This is a genomic window from Gluconobacter albidus (assembly GCF_002723915.1).
Lineage (GTDB): Bacteria > Pseudomonadota > Alphaproteobacteria > Acetobacterales > Acetobacteraceae > Gluconobacter > Gluconobacter albidus.
The window spans coordinates 16,161-33,156 of record NZ_BEWL01000009.1 but is presented as its reverse complement, the minus strand read 5'-3'; the positions used below and the strand labels follow the sequence as shown (position 1 = coordinate 33,156).

6 protein-coding genes are annotated in these 16,996 nt (G+C 56.9%); 1 reads left to right on the top strand and 5 read right to left on the bottom strand.

The window, feature by feature from the left end:
* The first annotated feature begins 31 nt into the window (after positions 1 to 31).
* A complete protein-coding gene (locus tag GAL01_RS10830) occupies positions 32 to 5,140 on the top strand; it encodes a DEAD/DEAH box helicase family protein (protein ID WP_099253257.1) in 5,109 nt (1,702 codons plus the stop codon).
* A gap of 105 nt (positions 5,141 to 5,245) precedes the next feature.
* Here the strand turns inward: GAL01_RS10830 and GAL01_RS10825 are convergent, their stop codons facing one another.
* From GAL01_RS10825 to GAL01_RS10805, 5 genes are all read right to left on the bottom strand, one after another.
* On the bottom strand, positions 5,246 to 9,379 hold the full coding sequence (locus tag GAL01_RS10825; protein ID WP_062027155.1) for a hypothetical protein: 4,134 nt from the start codon (positions 9,377 to 9,379) through the stop codon (positions 5,246 to 5,248).
* Between the two features lie 503 nt (positions 9,380 to 9,882).
* Positions 9,883 to 11,193: an McrC family protein gene (locus GAL01_RS10820; protein ID WP_099253255.1), complete on the bottom strand. Its 1,311-nt coding sequence runs from the start codon at positions 11,191 to 11,193 to the stop codon at positions 9,883 to 9,885.
* Between the two features lie 70 nt (positions 11,194 to 11,263).
* Entirely contained in the window at positions 11,264 to 13,897 is a 2,634-nt protein-coding gene (locus GAL01_RS15840; RefSeq protein ID WP_099253253.1) for an AAA family ATPase, read from the bottom strand.
* Positions 13,898 to 14,180: 283 nt separating this feature from the next.
* Positions 14,181 to 15,023, bottom strand: a complete 843-nt coding sequence (locus tag GAL01_RS15490; protein ID WP_145995623.1) for a hypothetical protein — start codon at positions 15,021 to 15,023, stop codon at positions 14,181 to 14,183.
* On the bottom strand, positions 15,017 to 16,765 hold the full coding sequence (locus GAL01_RS10805) for an ATP-binding protein (protein ID WP_062027795.1): 1,749 nt from the start codon (positions 16,763 to 16,765) through the stop codon (positions 15,017 to 15,019). The genes GAL01_RS15490 and GAL01_RS10805 overlap by 7 nt, the downstream gene beginning before the upstream one ends.
* Between the last annotated feature and the right edge of the window lie 231 nt (positions 16,766 to 16,996).

Genomic DNA, 16,996 nt, shown 5'->3' with positions numbered 1-16,996 from the left:
CCGGGCGCTGCCGCTTGTCCGGAGTTTTTCCATGTCCACGTCTCAACTGAGCTTCTTCGACACCTCAGCACTCGGCGGCAGCCAGTCCAATCTGTACTGGGGCGAGCTTCCGGGAGACCGCGCCCTTGAGGAAGCCGCCGCTGCGGCCCAACAGGCGGCAAAAGCCCCGGCCCCGATCCCCGCTGTCCTGCCGAAGGTGGACTTCGCCCTGACCGGAACGCGTGGCCTCGCCCAGGGCTGGAAAGAGCGTGCGCGGGACAATCTTGCGGCGATCCGCCTTCTGGCCACGCTTGAAGCCGAGGACCGCAACGCCAGCCCCGACGAGCAGGCTGTCCTCGCCCGCTTCACCGGGTTCGGGGCAGGGGAGCTGGCCAACAGCCTGTTCCCGCGTGCTGGCGAAACCTTCCGGGCAGGCTGGGAAGAGATTGGCAGCCAGCTTGAGGAACTGACCAGCCAGCAGGAGCGGGCGGGTCTGGCACGGGCCACGCAGTACGCCCATTACACGCCCGAGCTGATCGTCCATGCGCTGTGGGATCTGGCCGCACAGATGGGCTTCCGGGGCGGACGCGCGCTGGAACCGGGCTGCGGAACCGGGCTGTTCATGGCGAGCGTGCCCCCGAAGCTGGCCCCGAAAACCGCCTGGACCGCGATCGAGAACGACCCGCTGACGGCCCGGATCACGCGCAAGCTGTTTCCGAACCAGTGGGTCCGGTCCGAGGACTTCACGACGGCCAAGCTCGCGGAGCGCTACGATCTGGTGATCGGCAACCCGCCCTTCAGCAACCGCACGGTTCGAGGCACGGACGAGCTGGGCCGCCTTGGCCTGTCCCTGCATGACTACTTCATCGCCCGGTCCATCTCCCGTCTGCGTCCCGGAGCGCTGGCGATGTTCGTCACGTCGCGGTGGACGATGGACAAGTCCGATGCCGGCGCACGGCGCACAATGTTCGAGACAGCCGATTTCGTGGGCGGCGCACGCCTGCCAGCGGGTGCCATGCGCGACGATGCCGGAACCGATGTCGTGGTGGACGTTCTGGTGTTCCGCCGCCGCGCACCGGGCGAGGACGCGGGCGATGCCACCTGGCTGGACGTGGCCGCGCTGGCTGACACCGATCAGGGCGAAGGCCCGCTGCGGATCAACCGCTATTTCGCGGAAAACGGCCAGCAGGTTCTCGGCCGGCACGACTGGACGAGCGGTCAGTTCGGACCCGAATACACCTGCAAGGCCAATCCGCTCGAGATGCTGGACGAGGCCCTGCCACTGGCCCTTGGCCGTCTCTCTTCTCTGGCCCGCTTCCCGGACCCGCAGACGCTCGATGTTGCGACTGTGCAGGATAACCACGCCGCCGACGTCGGAACGGCCGCAGACGTTGCCCTTTTGAAAGAGGGGAGCTACCTGCTGCACAAGGGCGTGCTGCACCAGATCATTGACGGCGAAACCGTGCTGGTGAAGGTGAAGAAAGGCGAGCAGAAGGAAGGGATCTTCCAGAAGCACGCCGCGATCATCAAGGGCCTGATTCCTGTCAGGGATGCGGCCCGGCTCGTGCTTCGGGCACAGGTGGAAAACCTGCCCTACAGCGCCCATCAGGCCGATCTCAAACGCGCGTATCAGGCCTTTGCCCGTCAGTTCGGGCCGATCAACCTCACCAACACCACAACGCGGGTGGATGAAGAGACGGGTGAGGAGAAGTCCACACAGCGGCGTCCGAACCTTCAGCCGTTCTATGACGACCCGGATGTGTGGCTGGTCAGCTCGATCGAAGAGTATGACGAGAAGAGCCAGACCGGCCGTCCAGGTCCGATCTTCAGCGAGCGCGTGATTCAGGCGCCGTCCGAGCCCGAGGTTCACGGCGCTCATGATGCGCTGGCGGTCTCTCTGCACGACACAGGCGGCGTGGACGTCGAGCGCATGGCGGAGCTTCTTGGCCGCCCGGGTGAGGAGGTGCTCGCCGAACTCGGATCCTCGGTCTATCTCGATCCGATCCGCAGCACAGGTGGCCGTGAGGTCTGGGTGACGGCCGACGAGGCCCTGTCAGGGGCGGTCCGCACCAAGCTGGCGCAGGCCCGGGAGGCTGCCGAGCGCGACCGACGCTACCTGCGCAATGTCGCGGCCCTTGAAGAGGTCCAGCCCGAAGACCTGCGCCCGTCTGACATTACGGCCCGTCTCGGAGCCCCGTGGATCCCTGTGCCGGATGTCGAGGCTTTCGTGGCAGAGGTCATGGGGGTCCGCACGACCATTCACCACACGATGGAGGTGGCGACCTGGAGCGTGGACAAGAGCGGGTTTTCTGGCAAGGCGGAGGCCACCTCGGTCTGGGGAACACAGCGCCGCCATGCCGGGGATCTGCTGGACGATGCGCTCAATCAGGCCAGCCCGAAAATCTGGGACACCTGGCGCGATGTGAATGGCGAACACCGTGAACTGAATACGAAGGAGACCGAGGCCGCCAAGGAAAAGCTGGCCGCGATCAAGACCGCGTTCGAGACGTGGGTGTGGCAGGACACTGAACGCGCCGAGCGTCTGGTGCGGCTGTATAACGATGCGTTCAACAACCTTGTCCCGCGCACGTTCGATGGCGCGCACCTGAAACTGCCGGGAGCGAGCACGGCCATCAGCCTGCGCGACCATCAGAAGCGGGTGATCTGGCGGATCATCGCCAAGGGCAGCACCTACATGGCCCATGCGGTGGGGTCCGGAAAGACGTTCTCGATGTGCGCGGCCGTGATGGAGCAAAAGCGCCTCGGTTTGATTTCCAAGGGCATGATCGTGGTGCCGGGACACTGCCTTGCGCAGATGGCGCGTGAGTTCATGATGCTCTACCCGAACGCCCAGATCCTCGTGGCGGACGAGACCAACTTCGTGAAGGACAAGCGCCAGCGGTTCCTGGCCCGGGCGGCCACGGGGAACTGGGACGCCATTGTCATCACGCATGACGCCTTCAAGTTCGTGCCGGTCGAGAGCGCCTTTGAGCAGGAGATGGTCGAGGACCAGATCGCGTCCTACGAAAGCCTTCTGGAGAACGTGAACCGGGACGACCGTCTGTCGCGCAAGCGCATCGAGCGCCTTAAGGAGGGGATGGAAGCCAAGCTGAAAGCCCTGTCCAGCCGCAAGGATGACATGGTGCATCTCGGCGAGATCGGGGTGGACCAGATCCTCGTGGACGAGGCGCAGCAGTTCCGCAAACTGTCTTTCGGCACGAACCAGTCCGATCTGAAGGGGATCGACCCGAACGGCAGCCAGCGTGCCTGGGATCTGTTCGTGAAAACGCGCTACCTCGCAAAGCGCAATCCCGAGCGCGTGCTGGTGATGGCGTCAGGCTCGCCGATTACCAACACCCTGGGCGAGATGTTCTCGATCCAGCGTTTCATGGATCTGCCAGCGCTTGTCGAGCGCGGTCTGCACGAGTTCGACGCCTGGGCCGCAAGTTTTGGCGAGACCCGCACGGAACTGGAGCTTCAGCCGAGCGGGCTTTACAAGCCGGTCACGCGGTTCTCCGAGTTCGTGAATGTCGCCGACCTGATGGCGATGTATCGCGACTTTGCCGACGTCGTGCAGCAGGACGACCTGCGACGCTACGTCAAACTGCCAGAGGTGGCGGGCGGCAGGCGTGAGATCGTCGTGGCCGATAGTGGGGAGGCCTTCCGCGAGTATCAGAAGACGCTCGCGGAGCGGATCAAGACGATTGAAGAGCGCACGGGCAAGCCCCAGAAGGGTGACGACATCCTGCTGTCCGTCATCACCGATGCCCGGCACGCCGCCATCGACCTGCGTTTCGTGCGGAACTGGACGGATAATGACAACAGCAACAAGCTGAATGTCATGATCCGCAAGGTCTTCCAGATCTGGCAGGACACGTCGGCCAATCGCTACACCGACCCGGAGACGGGACGGGAGTACGACCTGCCCGGTGCCACGCAGATGATCTTTTCGGATCTGGGCACGGAATCCGTGCTGGAGACACGCGGTTTCTCGGCCTATCGCTGGATCCGCGATGAGTTGATCCGCATGGGCGTGCCGCGCGACGAAATCGCTTTCATGCAGCACTACAAGAAGAGCACCGCCAAGCAGGCGCTCTTTCGTGACATGAACTCCGGACGCAAGCGGATCCTGATCGGGTCTTCTGCCACCATGGGAACCGGAGTGAACGCGCAGCAGCGGCTGATTGCCCTGCATCACCTCGATGTGCCCTGGCTGGTCTCGGACATCATCCAGCGTGAAGGCCGCATCGAGCGGCAGGGCAACCAGAACCCGGTGATCCAGCTCTATGCCTATGCCCTGAAAGGCTCGGTGGACGCGTCCAACTGGCAGATGCTGGAGCGCAAGCAGAAGTTCATCTGCCTCGCCATGTCCGGAGACCGGACCATCCGCCGTCTGGAAGACGTGGGCGCAGAAGCCAACCAGTTCGCCATGGCGAAGGCCCTTGCGTCGGGAGACGAACGCCTGATGCAGAAGGCCGGACTGGAGGCCGAGCTGGCCCGTCTGGAGCGGTTGCAGGCCGCCCATCACGACGATCAGTATAACGTCCGTCGCGCCATCGACCGCGCCGAGCGTGACCGTGACACAGCGCAGGCCGTGATCCCGCGTCTTCAGAACGACATCGCAAAGCGTGAGCCGACACGCGGTGAAGCGTTCCGGCTGGTGCGCAAGGACCGGGAGATGACCGAGCGTGAGAAAGCCGGTCAGTGGCTTCTTTCGCAGGCCCGTCTCGCGGCGAAGTCCGGGGAGAAAGGCAAGTGGACCTTAGGTGCGATCGGCGGTTTTAAGATCCTGTGCGAGACCTGGCGCACCCGCTTTGACGGCGAGGAGACGTGGGACGCGACCCTCGGTCTTGTGCTGGACGGGCGGATCCTCGGCATGGACTTCGACCGCGAGACAAGCCCGGTCGGGCTGGTCAGCCGCATCGAGAACGCATTGTTGCGGTTCGAGGCGGAACTGGCGGACGCGCGCCGTCAGGTGGAGGAAGCCGAGCGCAAGCTGCCCGGCTACCGCGCCCGTGTGGGTCTGGCGTTCCCGGAGGCGGCTTTGTTGCAGGAGAAGCACGAGGCCATGGCGGCCCTTGAGGCGGATCTGGCTGCCGATACGCAGCGCCGCGAGAAAGCGGAAAAAGCTGAAGCAAAGGCCGCGCTCGAAGCTGCGTGAAACTCGGGAAAATAGTTAGAAGGGGGGGGACAGCGGAATGTCGGTTATCGAGAAGCGATAGCCGAAAGCAACCATTCCCTGCGCTTTTGCTCATAGGCCTGCCAACTAACTGTCGTCATCCGGCAATTTGCCAGTCTCCTTGGCCTTATCTTCATCGACGTAACTATTCTGTGTCTCGGCAAGCTTGCTCAGCTTTGTGCCATTCCAGCACCAAGCGTGACGAAGATCACTAGAAGCCACCGGCTTGTATGCGATCGAAGCGTTCCGGCTCTCGTCCAAGACCCATACGATCTGGGATTTGGTCACCGTCAGATATGCAAGCAGTTTCGCCTTATCGAAGACTAAAGCGACGTCGTCGCCGCTGCCGATCTGTGCGGCTATTACCTCGCCTGATGCATCCATCCATTTACGCGCACCGTCCCAAGTAGCCATATTATGAGTTATAAGGTCCGAAGCTGGTGCCCAGAGCAAATGCACCGGAGTCTCTGGGCGGTCGAATTGACTGACGATCACAGATGCCGGAATGCCGAACTCGGTTTTGAGTGACCATTGGCTAGAATGTGCACGCAGGGCAGCGCTTCCTGGAAACTCACCTTGGTACAACTTGCTGAGTTCAGGAATATCTAAGTCTGGAATGAACGAGGCGAAGGATTCCTTCAGCGCTACCATCTTGCTCTCTGGAACGAGCATCGCTGCCACGTGCCGGGAGGCGAACAAATCGCGCCTATTAGCCTTGTCGCCATATTGCCAACTCTGATGACCCGCCAGTAGTAGCCAGTTCTCTCCAACCAGTTTGATATCTTGGCTGACAAAAAGCTCGGCAACCCAATCCTTGGAATCGCGCGCCTCAGGCGGGGTGGAGGACACGATGAAAAAATCTGAGACCTTACTCTCCGGAAGCGGTGCCACTAGATCGCCCGACAAGTCCGTCGGATCGAGCGTGCGAAGTTCGACTGCCTGCAAATCTGTTGGTTTTCGAGGCGTTTTCCATGAAGGCGGATTGTGGGAGACGTGATCGTGGAGCAGACCCAGTAGCCGCGCTAGGAATATCCACTGATGCTTCTTGCTAACGCGCCGATGGCGATTGGGTACGCCGCGTTCCTGACCATGTTCCTCGATGAGCTTCCAGTCATAGGCAAGCGCTAATTTTCTTGAGCCATCATAGCCAAGCGTCAGGATTTGCTCGACGATCCATTGGTTCAGGTTCGCAAGCGTCAGTCCGGTGGCGGCAATGTTGAAATCCCTCGCGGCGGGCTCGACGACGTAGCGCGCGAAGTCGGGTTGCAACTGTGCCCCCAATTTAAGGTTCGTCGGTAGGTCGGGATGCGCAACATCAAGCGCCGACCAATCCGGAAACATGAATTGGAGCGGCCACGTGCTTTTATAGGGTGGCTGCACTAATGCGGGAGGCGGCGTCTTCGCCATAGTACCTGCCGCTATACCCTCCTCGACGATAAGTCGCCCCAAATCCCGCAGCAACACATTTTCAGGCGGCACGCCTGACGCGAAGAAGCTGTCGAACACGATGTCGGCGATCTTGCCCCAATAGGCAGGATTATGCTTCAGCAGGCCCGCGCCATATGCCGAATTCAGTACGCGCTCGCGCACGAAATCATCGTCGCACAGGATAAAGTAGCGGAGCAGTTCGCCGGATATCGACTGTGCGACCAAAAGACGAGTCAAGGCATCGGACGCTTCATCGCGAATAAGCAGGTCGGCACTGCCAGTAAACCAGGCCAAGGCGATGCCGAGAAGAAGTGCTGATTTCGTCGACAGGTGCGTGAGGTCCTGACCCCGCGCGATAACGACGAGCTGGTGGGCTGCTCCCCTTTGTTCCCAAGCCTGTTTCAGTGCCTCCGTCCAAATTGCGTCTCTGTTAAGTTGCGGACAGCTCCCTAACCACCAATTCAACCAGTCTGCATTCACCGGATGCCCAGGCACCGCAGCGACCGCGAGAACACGCTCGAGAACGGCGATGAGATCGACGAACCTACTGTGATGCAGCACCCAGGCCGTGCTAGTGAAACTGGTAATATCCCGCCAAGCAAGCACGCCGAGTGCTAGCATCGTCACTTCCAGGTTGGTCGTAGTGCTTCTGAGCAGGTCGGCGATTTCGATTTCGTGCAGTTCAGGCAAGAGGATCGAATAGGCCTGGATCAGGCCGGCATTCTCAGACACGGCGTCTGGCGTCGCAACAAGCGCCGCCAGGTCTCCCGAAAGGAACCGTGTGCATACGGTCGCTTTGTCCTGATCCGCGATGCTCGCTTGTGCAATCAGCACATCACCCAAACGCTCAAAGGCGAACCGGAGGAACGAGGCGCCGCTGTCGGAAGCGACCGAGACCAAGTCGGCCTCTTCCATCGCCCTCAGCAAGGATCTCGAGGCGCCCTGTGCTGGCCAAACGCCCGTGAGGATTGTCTTGGCATCGACCAGTGGCAACTGGCGAGCACCTATTTGCCCCATGGCTTGAGCAAGGGCCAGAGCCCCGTCTCGCACCGGATTATCGATGCGGACGTCAAAATCAAGCAGTTCGGCTGCCTTCCCGTTCGCGCCGTCGAGGATTGCAGTGATCAGCGTAGTGAGGCTAATCTGACCGCTCGGAATGCGATCCCATTTCAGGTTCACTGCTGCTCGGCAGACTAGGTGAAGGAACAGTGGATTGGCGAACTCGGGTTGCGCGACCACTTCTGCGGGCGGGCCAACCTTGTAAAATGCTGCAAAGGCGTATGCAGCGTCATATTCACGGCCGATAAAGCCCGCATGCGTAAAGAAGGGAAGGTCGTCGGCTGCGGCCTCGAGCGCATCCTCTATGAAGATGTCCCGGCAGGTGAGAAGCAGTTTGATCGGCTGCCCTACGAGGTCCACCTTGAGTTGAGGAAGCCAGGATCGCCATTGCCGCCGATCGGGGGTTTCATTAATCGCATCTACGCAAATCAGGAACGGCGCATTTGTGCCCTCGGTGAACGCGGCCAACACGCCCAAGATCTCGGACTTACTCGCCGACGGACCGATGGCTAGCTTGCTTGCCACCACGCTCCACAGATTCTGGCCGTGTGTTATTTCCTGTCCGAGTATGGCCAATGCCCCCCGCCCGGCAGATATCCGTTCCTTGGTTGCATCGATCGTGGTGTGTGTCTTGCCGATGCCGGCAGCCCCCCGCATGAGCAAAATGTCCGCTCCGGCGGCGATCGCAGCTGAGCTTTCGGCGAACGTGAGGATGTCGCGCAGGAGTGCACACGCCTCGCGAGCGTGATCGAGATCTGCGGCGGGGAATACACACTGATAGGCAGCCTGGTGTTGCCGCCAGAGAATGTTATCGTTTTGTGCACCATGCGTACTGTCAAATTCACTTTTAACTTCGGCTTCCAGAGACTGGGCGATGGGAAGCGTATTACTGGCGAGGCTATGCAGTGCTAAGCGGTCGACTTCCGTGAAGCAGAGCTTCTCGACCGCGGCAAAATGAAGTTTCGCATCGTTTAGGGCCGCCAATATCTGCTCGCACCAAGCAGGATGCGCTTTTGGGGCCATGTCGCTCCAAACACGCACTGCTTCGTCCAACCGCTCTACCCAGCCCTGATGGACCGCTGGCCAACTCGGATCGAGGCCAAAGGCCTTGATCGTATCGCCGGCGTCGTTTCCGACCCGAAGGCGAGGTGAATATCGCGGGCCGGCCACGCCTTCAGCCACGGTGGCGGCACTTTCAAGCGTCGCCATGCTTAGATGCGGCGAGCCGAACCAGTACAATATACGCCCATCGGGGTTGTTCATGCCGAGGAGTCGAGACTTCAGCTCGCTTTCATGCCACCACACGACCTCAATCGTGATGCCACGCTTGGCAGCGCGATCAATTAGGCCTCTTCGCCAAGTCTCCAGCTTTTCCGCCTGGCCTTCACCTTTACGCGCTTTGACCGTTGGAGTCGGGTCAAATGGCAGAGTGACGATATAGGTTTGAAGGTCAGGATGATTGTCGAGGGCTGTGTCGAGCGACTTTTCGAGCTGGGAGAGATGTGCAGCCTTAAGTGGCAGAAAGTATTTCGCCTGAAGGCCGACGACTTTTCCTGTGGGTAATCGCCAGATCGCTTCGACGCCGCCATCGCCGCCATCGCCGTGATTCCGCTTGTACTGCGAGCCCGCAGCTACACTGTAATGATGGAAAATCTGGACAGAGAACTCTTCGAAGCCCTCTCTCTGGCCGCCGCGTTCCGCACGAATTTTTGAAAAGTCGATATCAGGGGTCATTCGCCAGCCGCAGTAGTGAGCTTCAATAGATTGTTTCGTTTATACGAAAAACGGCGTCACGTCATTCGACCTTGCCGTATCCGGCCCGTCCTTTCCGCTCCCCGCAGCCCCTTGCTGTCTTTGAAAACTTACGGTGTTCGACTGTAAGCCGCTCTTTCGACGGCGGCCCGAGAATGACTGCAAAGTTCCAAACGCGGTCTATCGTGGTTCGCCTGACAATGTCGGCTTTCGGGCAACCATCATCATCACTTCGATGTCTGAGGTGTAGGCGTCTGCCGCCTGTCTGCTTCATATTCCTTGAGCGGACAGGCGGTTCAGGGGGGGGGGGGAACGGAACGACCGCTTTTTGTAAGGCAATCAAGAAACCGGACATGTACATATATGTCCAGCGCACAAAGTTTCACGTCGCTTTGTTCGCCTCAATAATCCTTGATACTTCTCGGCAACCTACACTTCTCAACGAAGCCGCCGTAACCAAACCATGGCAAGTCCTTCAAAACATTCTAATGTAATTTTTCTTCAGAAATGAGCTCTCTGAGTCGCTGAGCAACTGCAGCCGATCCGTGCAAAAGATCGACGCTGACGATTCGTAAACGTTCATCTCCCGCCATCATGGCATAACTAGCATTAAGAGCGTCGACGCTAAGACCGACATGATGGGGGTATAGCAAGAGCAGATCGCTGCATTGATAGAGGCGGGCATACGCCATCATCTGATAGACGTCGGATTGCGAAACGCCGCGTTTCTTGTCTTCGGGGTTTCGGCTAATCAGCTTCCACTTGGTGTCGATCACCATTTGGGTTTGTTCACCCCGTTTTATGAGAATGTCAGGTTTCGTCTGGAAACGTGGTCTGCCGCCTTCGCCTTCTTCCATTAGGCAATAGCGTAATCCGCCTTGCGAATGAACGGTTAGATCGCGACCCTGCAACGCCTTGCGAGTTAGGGCGGCAATATAGGTTTCGAACAGATCGTTCATGGCGAATAACAGAGTGACTCCTTGACCAGCCTTGGCGTCGTGGTTGGTCCCTTGCCATTCGCGTTTCAGGAACAGCTTTGCCAATACGTAGAGTGTTTCCCAACGGCGGCTCGTCCGGTCGATGCGCACTTGGCTCCAAGGCAAAGCATTAATTGGAACATCCCCGACATCCATAAGAAGAAAACGCAGCTCATCAAGTCGTCTCTGCGTTTCCAATACACGAGCGTAGCGGCGCAGCGTCACGACGCAAGCTTTCATCACACGCAGAAGAGGCGTATCTGGTATCAGAATGTCAAACTGGCACGCTAAGCGGTCGGGACGCACTGCATGGTGAGTGAACTGGCGAATGACATCAAGCCGCCCGCGCAGCGTTGCGAGATCTTCCTTTTGTGCGACATAACCGCGGGGCAGGCCACGACGCGCCTCGGCCAAAAAGCGATCAGCAAACAATCGAATCAGGATGTCGAGAAGGGTTTCCTTCTGGCGCGCCATGGCCAGAGCCTGTCCGTCTCCGAGTTTGAGCCCGAGCGCTACATCGAGCATAGTAACAAGCCGGGTGCGGAGTGTTTCATCGCTCTCATCTGATGCGGCGTCGATTTTAGGCAGAATTTCAAGACTGCATCCTGGGGCGGCAATAACGCCGACAACCTGCTGGGCTCTTATCTCGCTGTAACGATCGACAAGAATATTGCTCCCGAATTGGTTGGCCAGCGCATGTGATCGCGCCGCCCGCAGCAGAGTATTGGCCTGAGTGCGGGTAAAGGTCTCCTTCGGTGCGGAGCCGGTGCCATTATAAACGCTCGTCCGTCCCCATTCATGGATCGTCAGATGCGTCATGGATGGGAACGAGCGATAACGCGATCAGTGCGATTAGTCAGTCCTTTGTGGAAAATAAGCGTATGGACATTCATGCCTCTGCCTCTTGCAAAAGGTCGGTCGCGGTAAAGCCAAGTTTGCGCGTATAAGCATCGAGACTGAACTCAGGCCGAACGAACCAGCTAGGTTTATCCTCACCTTCTCCAAGAGGGCATTTGAGCATTCGGCTACCGATGAAACCGTCGCCAAGCACCGCGTGAATGCGGCTCCAGTCCTCGAAGAAATACTCCTGCAATAACGGGATGACCTTGTGGCGCATGGTATCATGAACCTGCTCAGCCGTTTCACAGCCAATGAAGAAGGCGTGCCCGATGCGATGTTCCCGGTCGAGCAGATATTCAATGCGGTCATTGATGGCAGTCAAAACGCGGGCAAGATTGATCCCTGTCCGCTTACTGGTGGCCGCCAGCAAGCTGGGTTCAGGAGCCATTTCCCGGAAATTGAAACGCCGCCGCAATGCCGTATCCAGAAGTGCGATAGAGCGGTCTGCCGTGTTCATTGTTCCGATGATGTGAAGGTTGGCAGGAACGGAAAACTGCCGTTTTGAATAGGGCAAAGACACCGAAAGCGCGTTTTCCATACCTGCCCGCTTGTCAGGCTCCAGCAGCGTGATGAGTTCACCAAAGACCTTCGACACATTGGCACGGTTGATTTCGTCGATAATGAGAACGTGCGGTAACGGATCGCCTTCCTTGCCCTGGCCATCGCTTTCTGAAATCAGTCGTGCAATCAGGGCCCGGTTGAGTTCCGCGTCCTTAAGCCGGTAAAGCGTTTTTTGGATAAACTTTGGAGGGTACAATTCGCTGACCTCCAGACCGTCCTTGTTGTGCCATAGCCATCGCACTTTCCTACGATGGCAGTACCGGCCATCGGGACGAGGCGCATATTCGTATTCGCCCTCGACAATCCCAATGGCCCTGAACCGATAATTGCCCTTGGAGATAATGAGAATATCGCCGATTTGCAGCTGATTGCGGAATACATCGGGCGATTGCACGATACCCTTGTTCGGGGTGACGTCCTCATCGGGAAATTGCTTTTTCACCTCTGAGAATATTTCTTCCCGATCCGAAAAACGCGGATTGGTCCAATCGATATCGCAAAAGCCGAAAAGGCAGTAATTATTCTTGATAGATTCCGTAAAAACAAAATCATCAGCTGAATCAGCGACCTCTCCCAGCGACATTTTGTAAACCGCTCGATCAACGACATTCAAAGGCTCGCTGCCTACAACAAGACTCCCTGTTTCTGCACGTTCTGCGATCAGTCGGAAAATGCCCGGTTCTGGTTGCAGATGGAATCCCACAGATTCCCCGTCGTTGTTCCCAATGGGTACAGGGCGAAGACCCTCAACAAAGTCTTCGTAACCATAGTTTTGGTGAAAAGTAACAAAGGCAATCCTCTTGTCGGCGACTAGTTCATTGTACCGCGCCATCAGAGCAGAGCGACCTTCTTTGTTTTCCGGATCGCTGGCGGTACCATCACACAGCTTCACCGCTTCCAGTGCCGTGTTGTAGGTTTTTCCGGTGCCAGGCGGACCGTAAAGTATCAGATTGTTTGGCATGGTCATGTCTGTGCTTCCGGAGATTGCCTGGTTAGGCTGGCTATATTCATCGGGCCACTTACCTTGACGCTCCGGACGATTTTCTTGCCAGCTGCGGATGACTGGCTCAGCATCGGCAATAATTCGTTCAAATCGTTCAGCGCCATTCTCATCAAAGGGGTAATCCCCCGCCAGACCAAGCGAATTACTCTGGTGCGTGAACTGCAGGAATGGTTCCGTCATTCTGCACAGTAATGCACCGAGCGTACCCTCGGCCGGTCTAAGCTGAGACGATTTTCGTCCGAACCGGGTCTGCGGAATGTCGGTCTGGTACCAGTCAAGCCCGACCGCATGAACGGCTCGCGCCATCCGGCAAAATGCAGCCTGCTGTTCGCGGGTCCAGTCAGGGCGCCTGGCGCGAAATTCTGGATTACCATCGAACCGCGCAAGGATCTGTTCGTCACCAGGCGATACCCCTTGTTCTTGACTGGAGAGCAGAATGAAACGGTAAACCATGTTACCGCCGCGCTCGCGGACAGGGCCTGAAAGGATCTCAGGCTCACCCAGGTTCGCCGCGTTACGAAACTTCTTGCCTGCGATCGTCTGACACACGTTGGGCATCTGGTTGGTCAGGTCAAGTTCCTTGTGAACATCTCCCGCCCGGATTGTGACAAGGTGGTCGCCGCGCTGGCGAGCAGGGGCGATATAGTGCGCGATCAAGTGTTGGCGGATACGCTCAGCGAGAACTTCCTTGCTACCAAATTGCCGGTTTTCGACCTCGTAGCCCAAGCGACGAAATTCGGTATGAATTGCTCCGCCTTCAGTGTCTCGGAACGTATCGCGCTGGTCTCTAACAGTCAGATTGGGATTCCCGGGAATTGAACTATAGGCAACCAAAAAGACCGCTTTGGCCGGATAACGTTGCTGTTCGCCCGGACGGAAAACAACGTAATCGAAATTCGCCGCAAACCCGTGTTGGCGCATAAACGTGTTACTGCTTTGATCAAATTCACGCATGACCGTTTCCACGGCCTCACGTGTCAGACTAGGGATCTGCTTGGTCAACGGCACGCCCGGCCCAGGACGCCTGTCTAAGCCGGCACGGAATTCAGCCTCGCGCATGGACACCTCTCTTTGTTTTGGGAACTCCGGGACTAACCGGTTTTCCCTTGTCACGTGCCGGTTGCTTGCTAGCGAATGGCTGTTTAGAATACTCGCACAACCACAATAAATCAAAGCGATGCAAGATAGTCAGCGCACCACGTCCTTCGGGGAGGCAGCGGGTCATGACTTCACGGTTTCTCGCTAGTCCACCCATATCCACCCGGCTGATCAGGGGTGGATAGCAGAAGGTCCAGTTTCGGTCCAAAAACCAGATAGCGGATAGCTTTTCCAATACTATATCTCAAAGCATGGCTGGCAAATCGCCATTTGCGAGATAATCCAGCAACTCTTGATTTTTCACAACAGCATCATAGAAAATGTGTGGCCACAAGTTCACGGCGCGCATTTCGTGCATGCGTTTGAACTTCTGAATGTCTTTACGAACGTCATCTCCGGCATCGCGCGCTTCTTGAGATAGGCGAAGTAGACGGATGTATTCGTCACGAAAAAATTTGCTGTAACGACATTCCATTTCAAGCCCATTAATATGACGATCAACCAATTCAAAGAGTTCGTTTGGTAAGTCAGGACTAGGCTTTAGGAAGAAGTCGTTGGGCGCGCTGAAAGGACGGCCAATGGTAAGATGGACAACCTGCGAGGCAAGGAATTCATCGTAATAGGGATGCAAAAACATTCTGCGACCGCTCTTGTCGGTAGTCTTGGTTCCTTTTGCACCCTGACAAATATCACACATCGGCGTTAGGTTGAGAGGAGTGATCGCAAAGTGCGGAAACTGTTCTTTTGGTAGGTAATGATCTAACGTATTAGGCGTTCCCTCCTCTCCGCACGACGGACAGAACCGGAGCGTTCGATCGCGCAGCTGGTTAAGTATGGGGAGTTGCGAGGAGTCTTTGCGTGGCGTGTTGTAAAGCGTCAGAAAGGACGTTCTACGATCGGTTGCTTTTGACCAGGTGGGGACAGTTTCGGGATTGCCATGCTCAGCAATGTAATACTTGATACGTTTACGCCACTCTGCGGCAAGCCCATTAAAAAACGTGGCGTTTCGCCCGCTCGCACGTTCAGCGACGATCGCATCGACAAGAGCTATGCTACATGCTTTAGGTTTCGGAAGGTGAGTCACCATTTTCCATTTTCCATTGCATGTAACTGAATGATCATCTCTTCGTTGAGCTCTGTTCCAAGCGCTTCAATGACCTCATCGGCTGTGTCGTACTTGGCGAGCAGCTTGCGCAACCAAGCCTCGTGTGGCTTGGAAACTGAGCGGTCGCCAAAAACATAACTGGTGATCCGCTGGACGTCGCCGCCGAACGTTTCGAAGGGCGGCGATTTGATCGCAAGTCCTTCTTCAGTCGCCTCTAGCACATGGACACAACTACTCGGCACTTCACGTACTGTTACCACCGAATGCGTGGCAAGTAATGCCTTTGAGCCATATGTACGCAGGATCTGCTTGAGCATCGAGACGAACTGCAGTTCCAGCGTTGGGTGAAGGAACAATTCCGGTTCATCGACGATCACCAGACTGTTGCGACGAATCACGCCAAGAATGTTGACGACAATGTAGAAAAACAAACGTTGCCCAGAACTGAGCTGCAACGGCGCATCGCCCTTAAAAAAACTGACGCCATGGTCGAGATCGGCGTGGCGAAGCAAGCTAGGCACGTTGATTCCACTCGATTCAGGAGCGATCGGGACATAGCACACCGTAACCTTTTTACCCTTGCTATCCGTATCCTCAATTTTGATCAGATCAATCGCATCTAAGGTGTCGTCTGCGATAAGTTCCTCGGACGGCGTATCGGGCAGAAGTCGAACGGCTGCCACGTCAAAATCGATTCCGCTACCAAGCACCTCCTGTAAGGTCCGCAGCTTATTCGCCCACGCCTTTAGGTTGCTGTATCGTAAATCATCTGTCAGGCACTGGATAAGCGACCGAGCCGCATTGACCTTCGGTACAGTCAGGCTATTTCTGATACGCGTCGGCCGCCCGGTCTTCTGCGATGGCAGTCGTCCGCGGAAGCCAAAGAAGCGATAGATATCCTTGTCCTTAAGAGGCCTATCGAGGCTTTCCTCGTCATCGGTATCGACCGGCAAGCGCTCGAACGGACTGTAGGCGATGGCGACCAACTGACTGAGATTTGGTCTAGGTTCGAAGAATGCTCCTTTCAAGGCGGCGTGACCTACGCCCGGCTGTATCCACGCCTTAACCATCTGACGTAGCAAAGAAGACTTTCCCACACCGTTCGGCCCAATGATCACATTCACATCATGTGGAAGCAGCGATCTGCTCGCGAAGTTCATACGCAGTGTGGAAAGGTCGTCTGTAGGACTGCGAAAGGTAAAGCTGAGATTAGCGACGTCCAAAGCCTGCCCGTTTAAAACCCGCCAGCCTTCTGCAAAACTGTTCTGCAGCGAACGTTCTCGCTGCAATGAGTTCCGAAAGCCTTCCGTATCGATTAGAGCCAGTGCCTTGTCGTCTTGTGCCATATGAGCCAGATAGCTGGCGTCGCGCAGTTTCTGAGCGACTTTTAATGCCCCTTTCTCGGGTAGAATTTCCAACAACTGCTCATAGAATGTCGTCGCTTCAGTCACCGAGATATAGTCGGCATCCTTAAGCGGAAATTCGCCATTCCAGCCATTTTCACGTTTTTTGATCAGGAATGAATGCGAGGCCCTCTCTCCTGCAAACAGAATTTTTACCGCACCGAGTTCGACTAACTCGCCGCCGACTCTACAGAGGGTTGGGAAGCGAGTCTGGTAATTGTAGTCGTCCCAGCGGTCGTGAAGCAGGAGAAGGAAATCATCTTTCGAAGCTAAATATTTCTTTCGAACATCTTGTTGGGCGCCTGCATATACGATTTTCATATGCTCATCTCATAATTCTGGAATTTTAACCGGTAGGGTATTTGTCAAAAATGTGCGGTCATTGTTAAATGACTTATTAGCCGAGAAAAGCTCAAATGAGTAATTTTATAAAAAACTTATCTCCTGAAGTTCGTCTCTGAAAGGCTGGTTCTCGATCGTGCAAATAAGAATCTGTCTCGCCGGATTACGATGGCGTGAATCGCTGAAAAGATCGGTTATGCTCACGTCTGC

Coding starts and splice junctions, on each gene's coding strand:
- GAL01_RS10830 (WP_099253257.1), top strand. CDS start 32: ATGTCCACGTCTCAACTGAGCTTCTTCGACACCTCAGCACTCGGCGGC.
- GAL01_RS10825 (WP_062027155.1), bottom strand. CDS start 9,379: ATGACCCCTGATATCGACTTTTCAAAAATTCGTGCGGAACGCGGCGGC.
- GAL01_RS10820 (WP_099253255.1), bottom strand. CDS start 11,193: ATGACGCATCTGACGATCCATGAATGGGGACGGACGAGCGTTTATAAT.
- GAL01_RS15840 (WP_099253253.1), bottom strand. CDS start 13,897: ATGCGCGAGGCTGAATTCCGTGCCGGCTTAGACAGGCGTCCTGGGCCG.
- GAL01_RS15490 (WP_145995623.1), bottom strand. CDS start 15,023: ATGGTGACTCACCTTCCGAAACCTAAAGCATGTAGCATAGCTCTTGTC.
- GAL01_RS10805 (WP_062027795.1), bottom strand. CDS start 16,765: ATGAAAATCGTATATGCAGGCGCCCAACAAGATGTTCGAAAGAAATAT.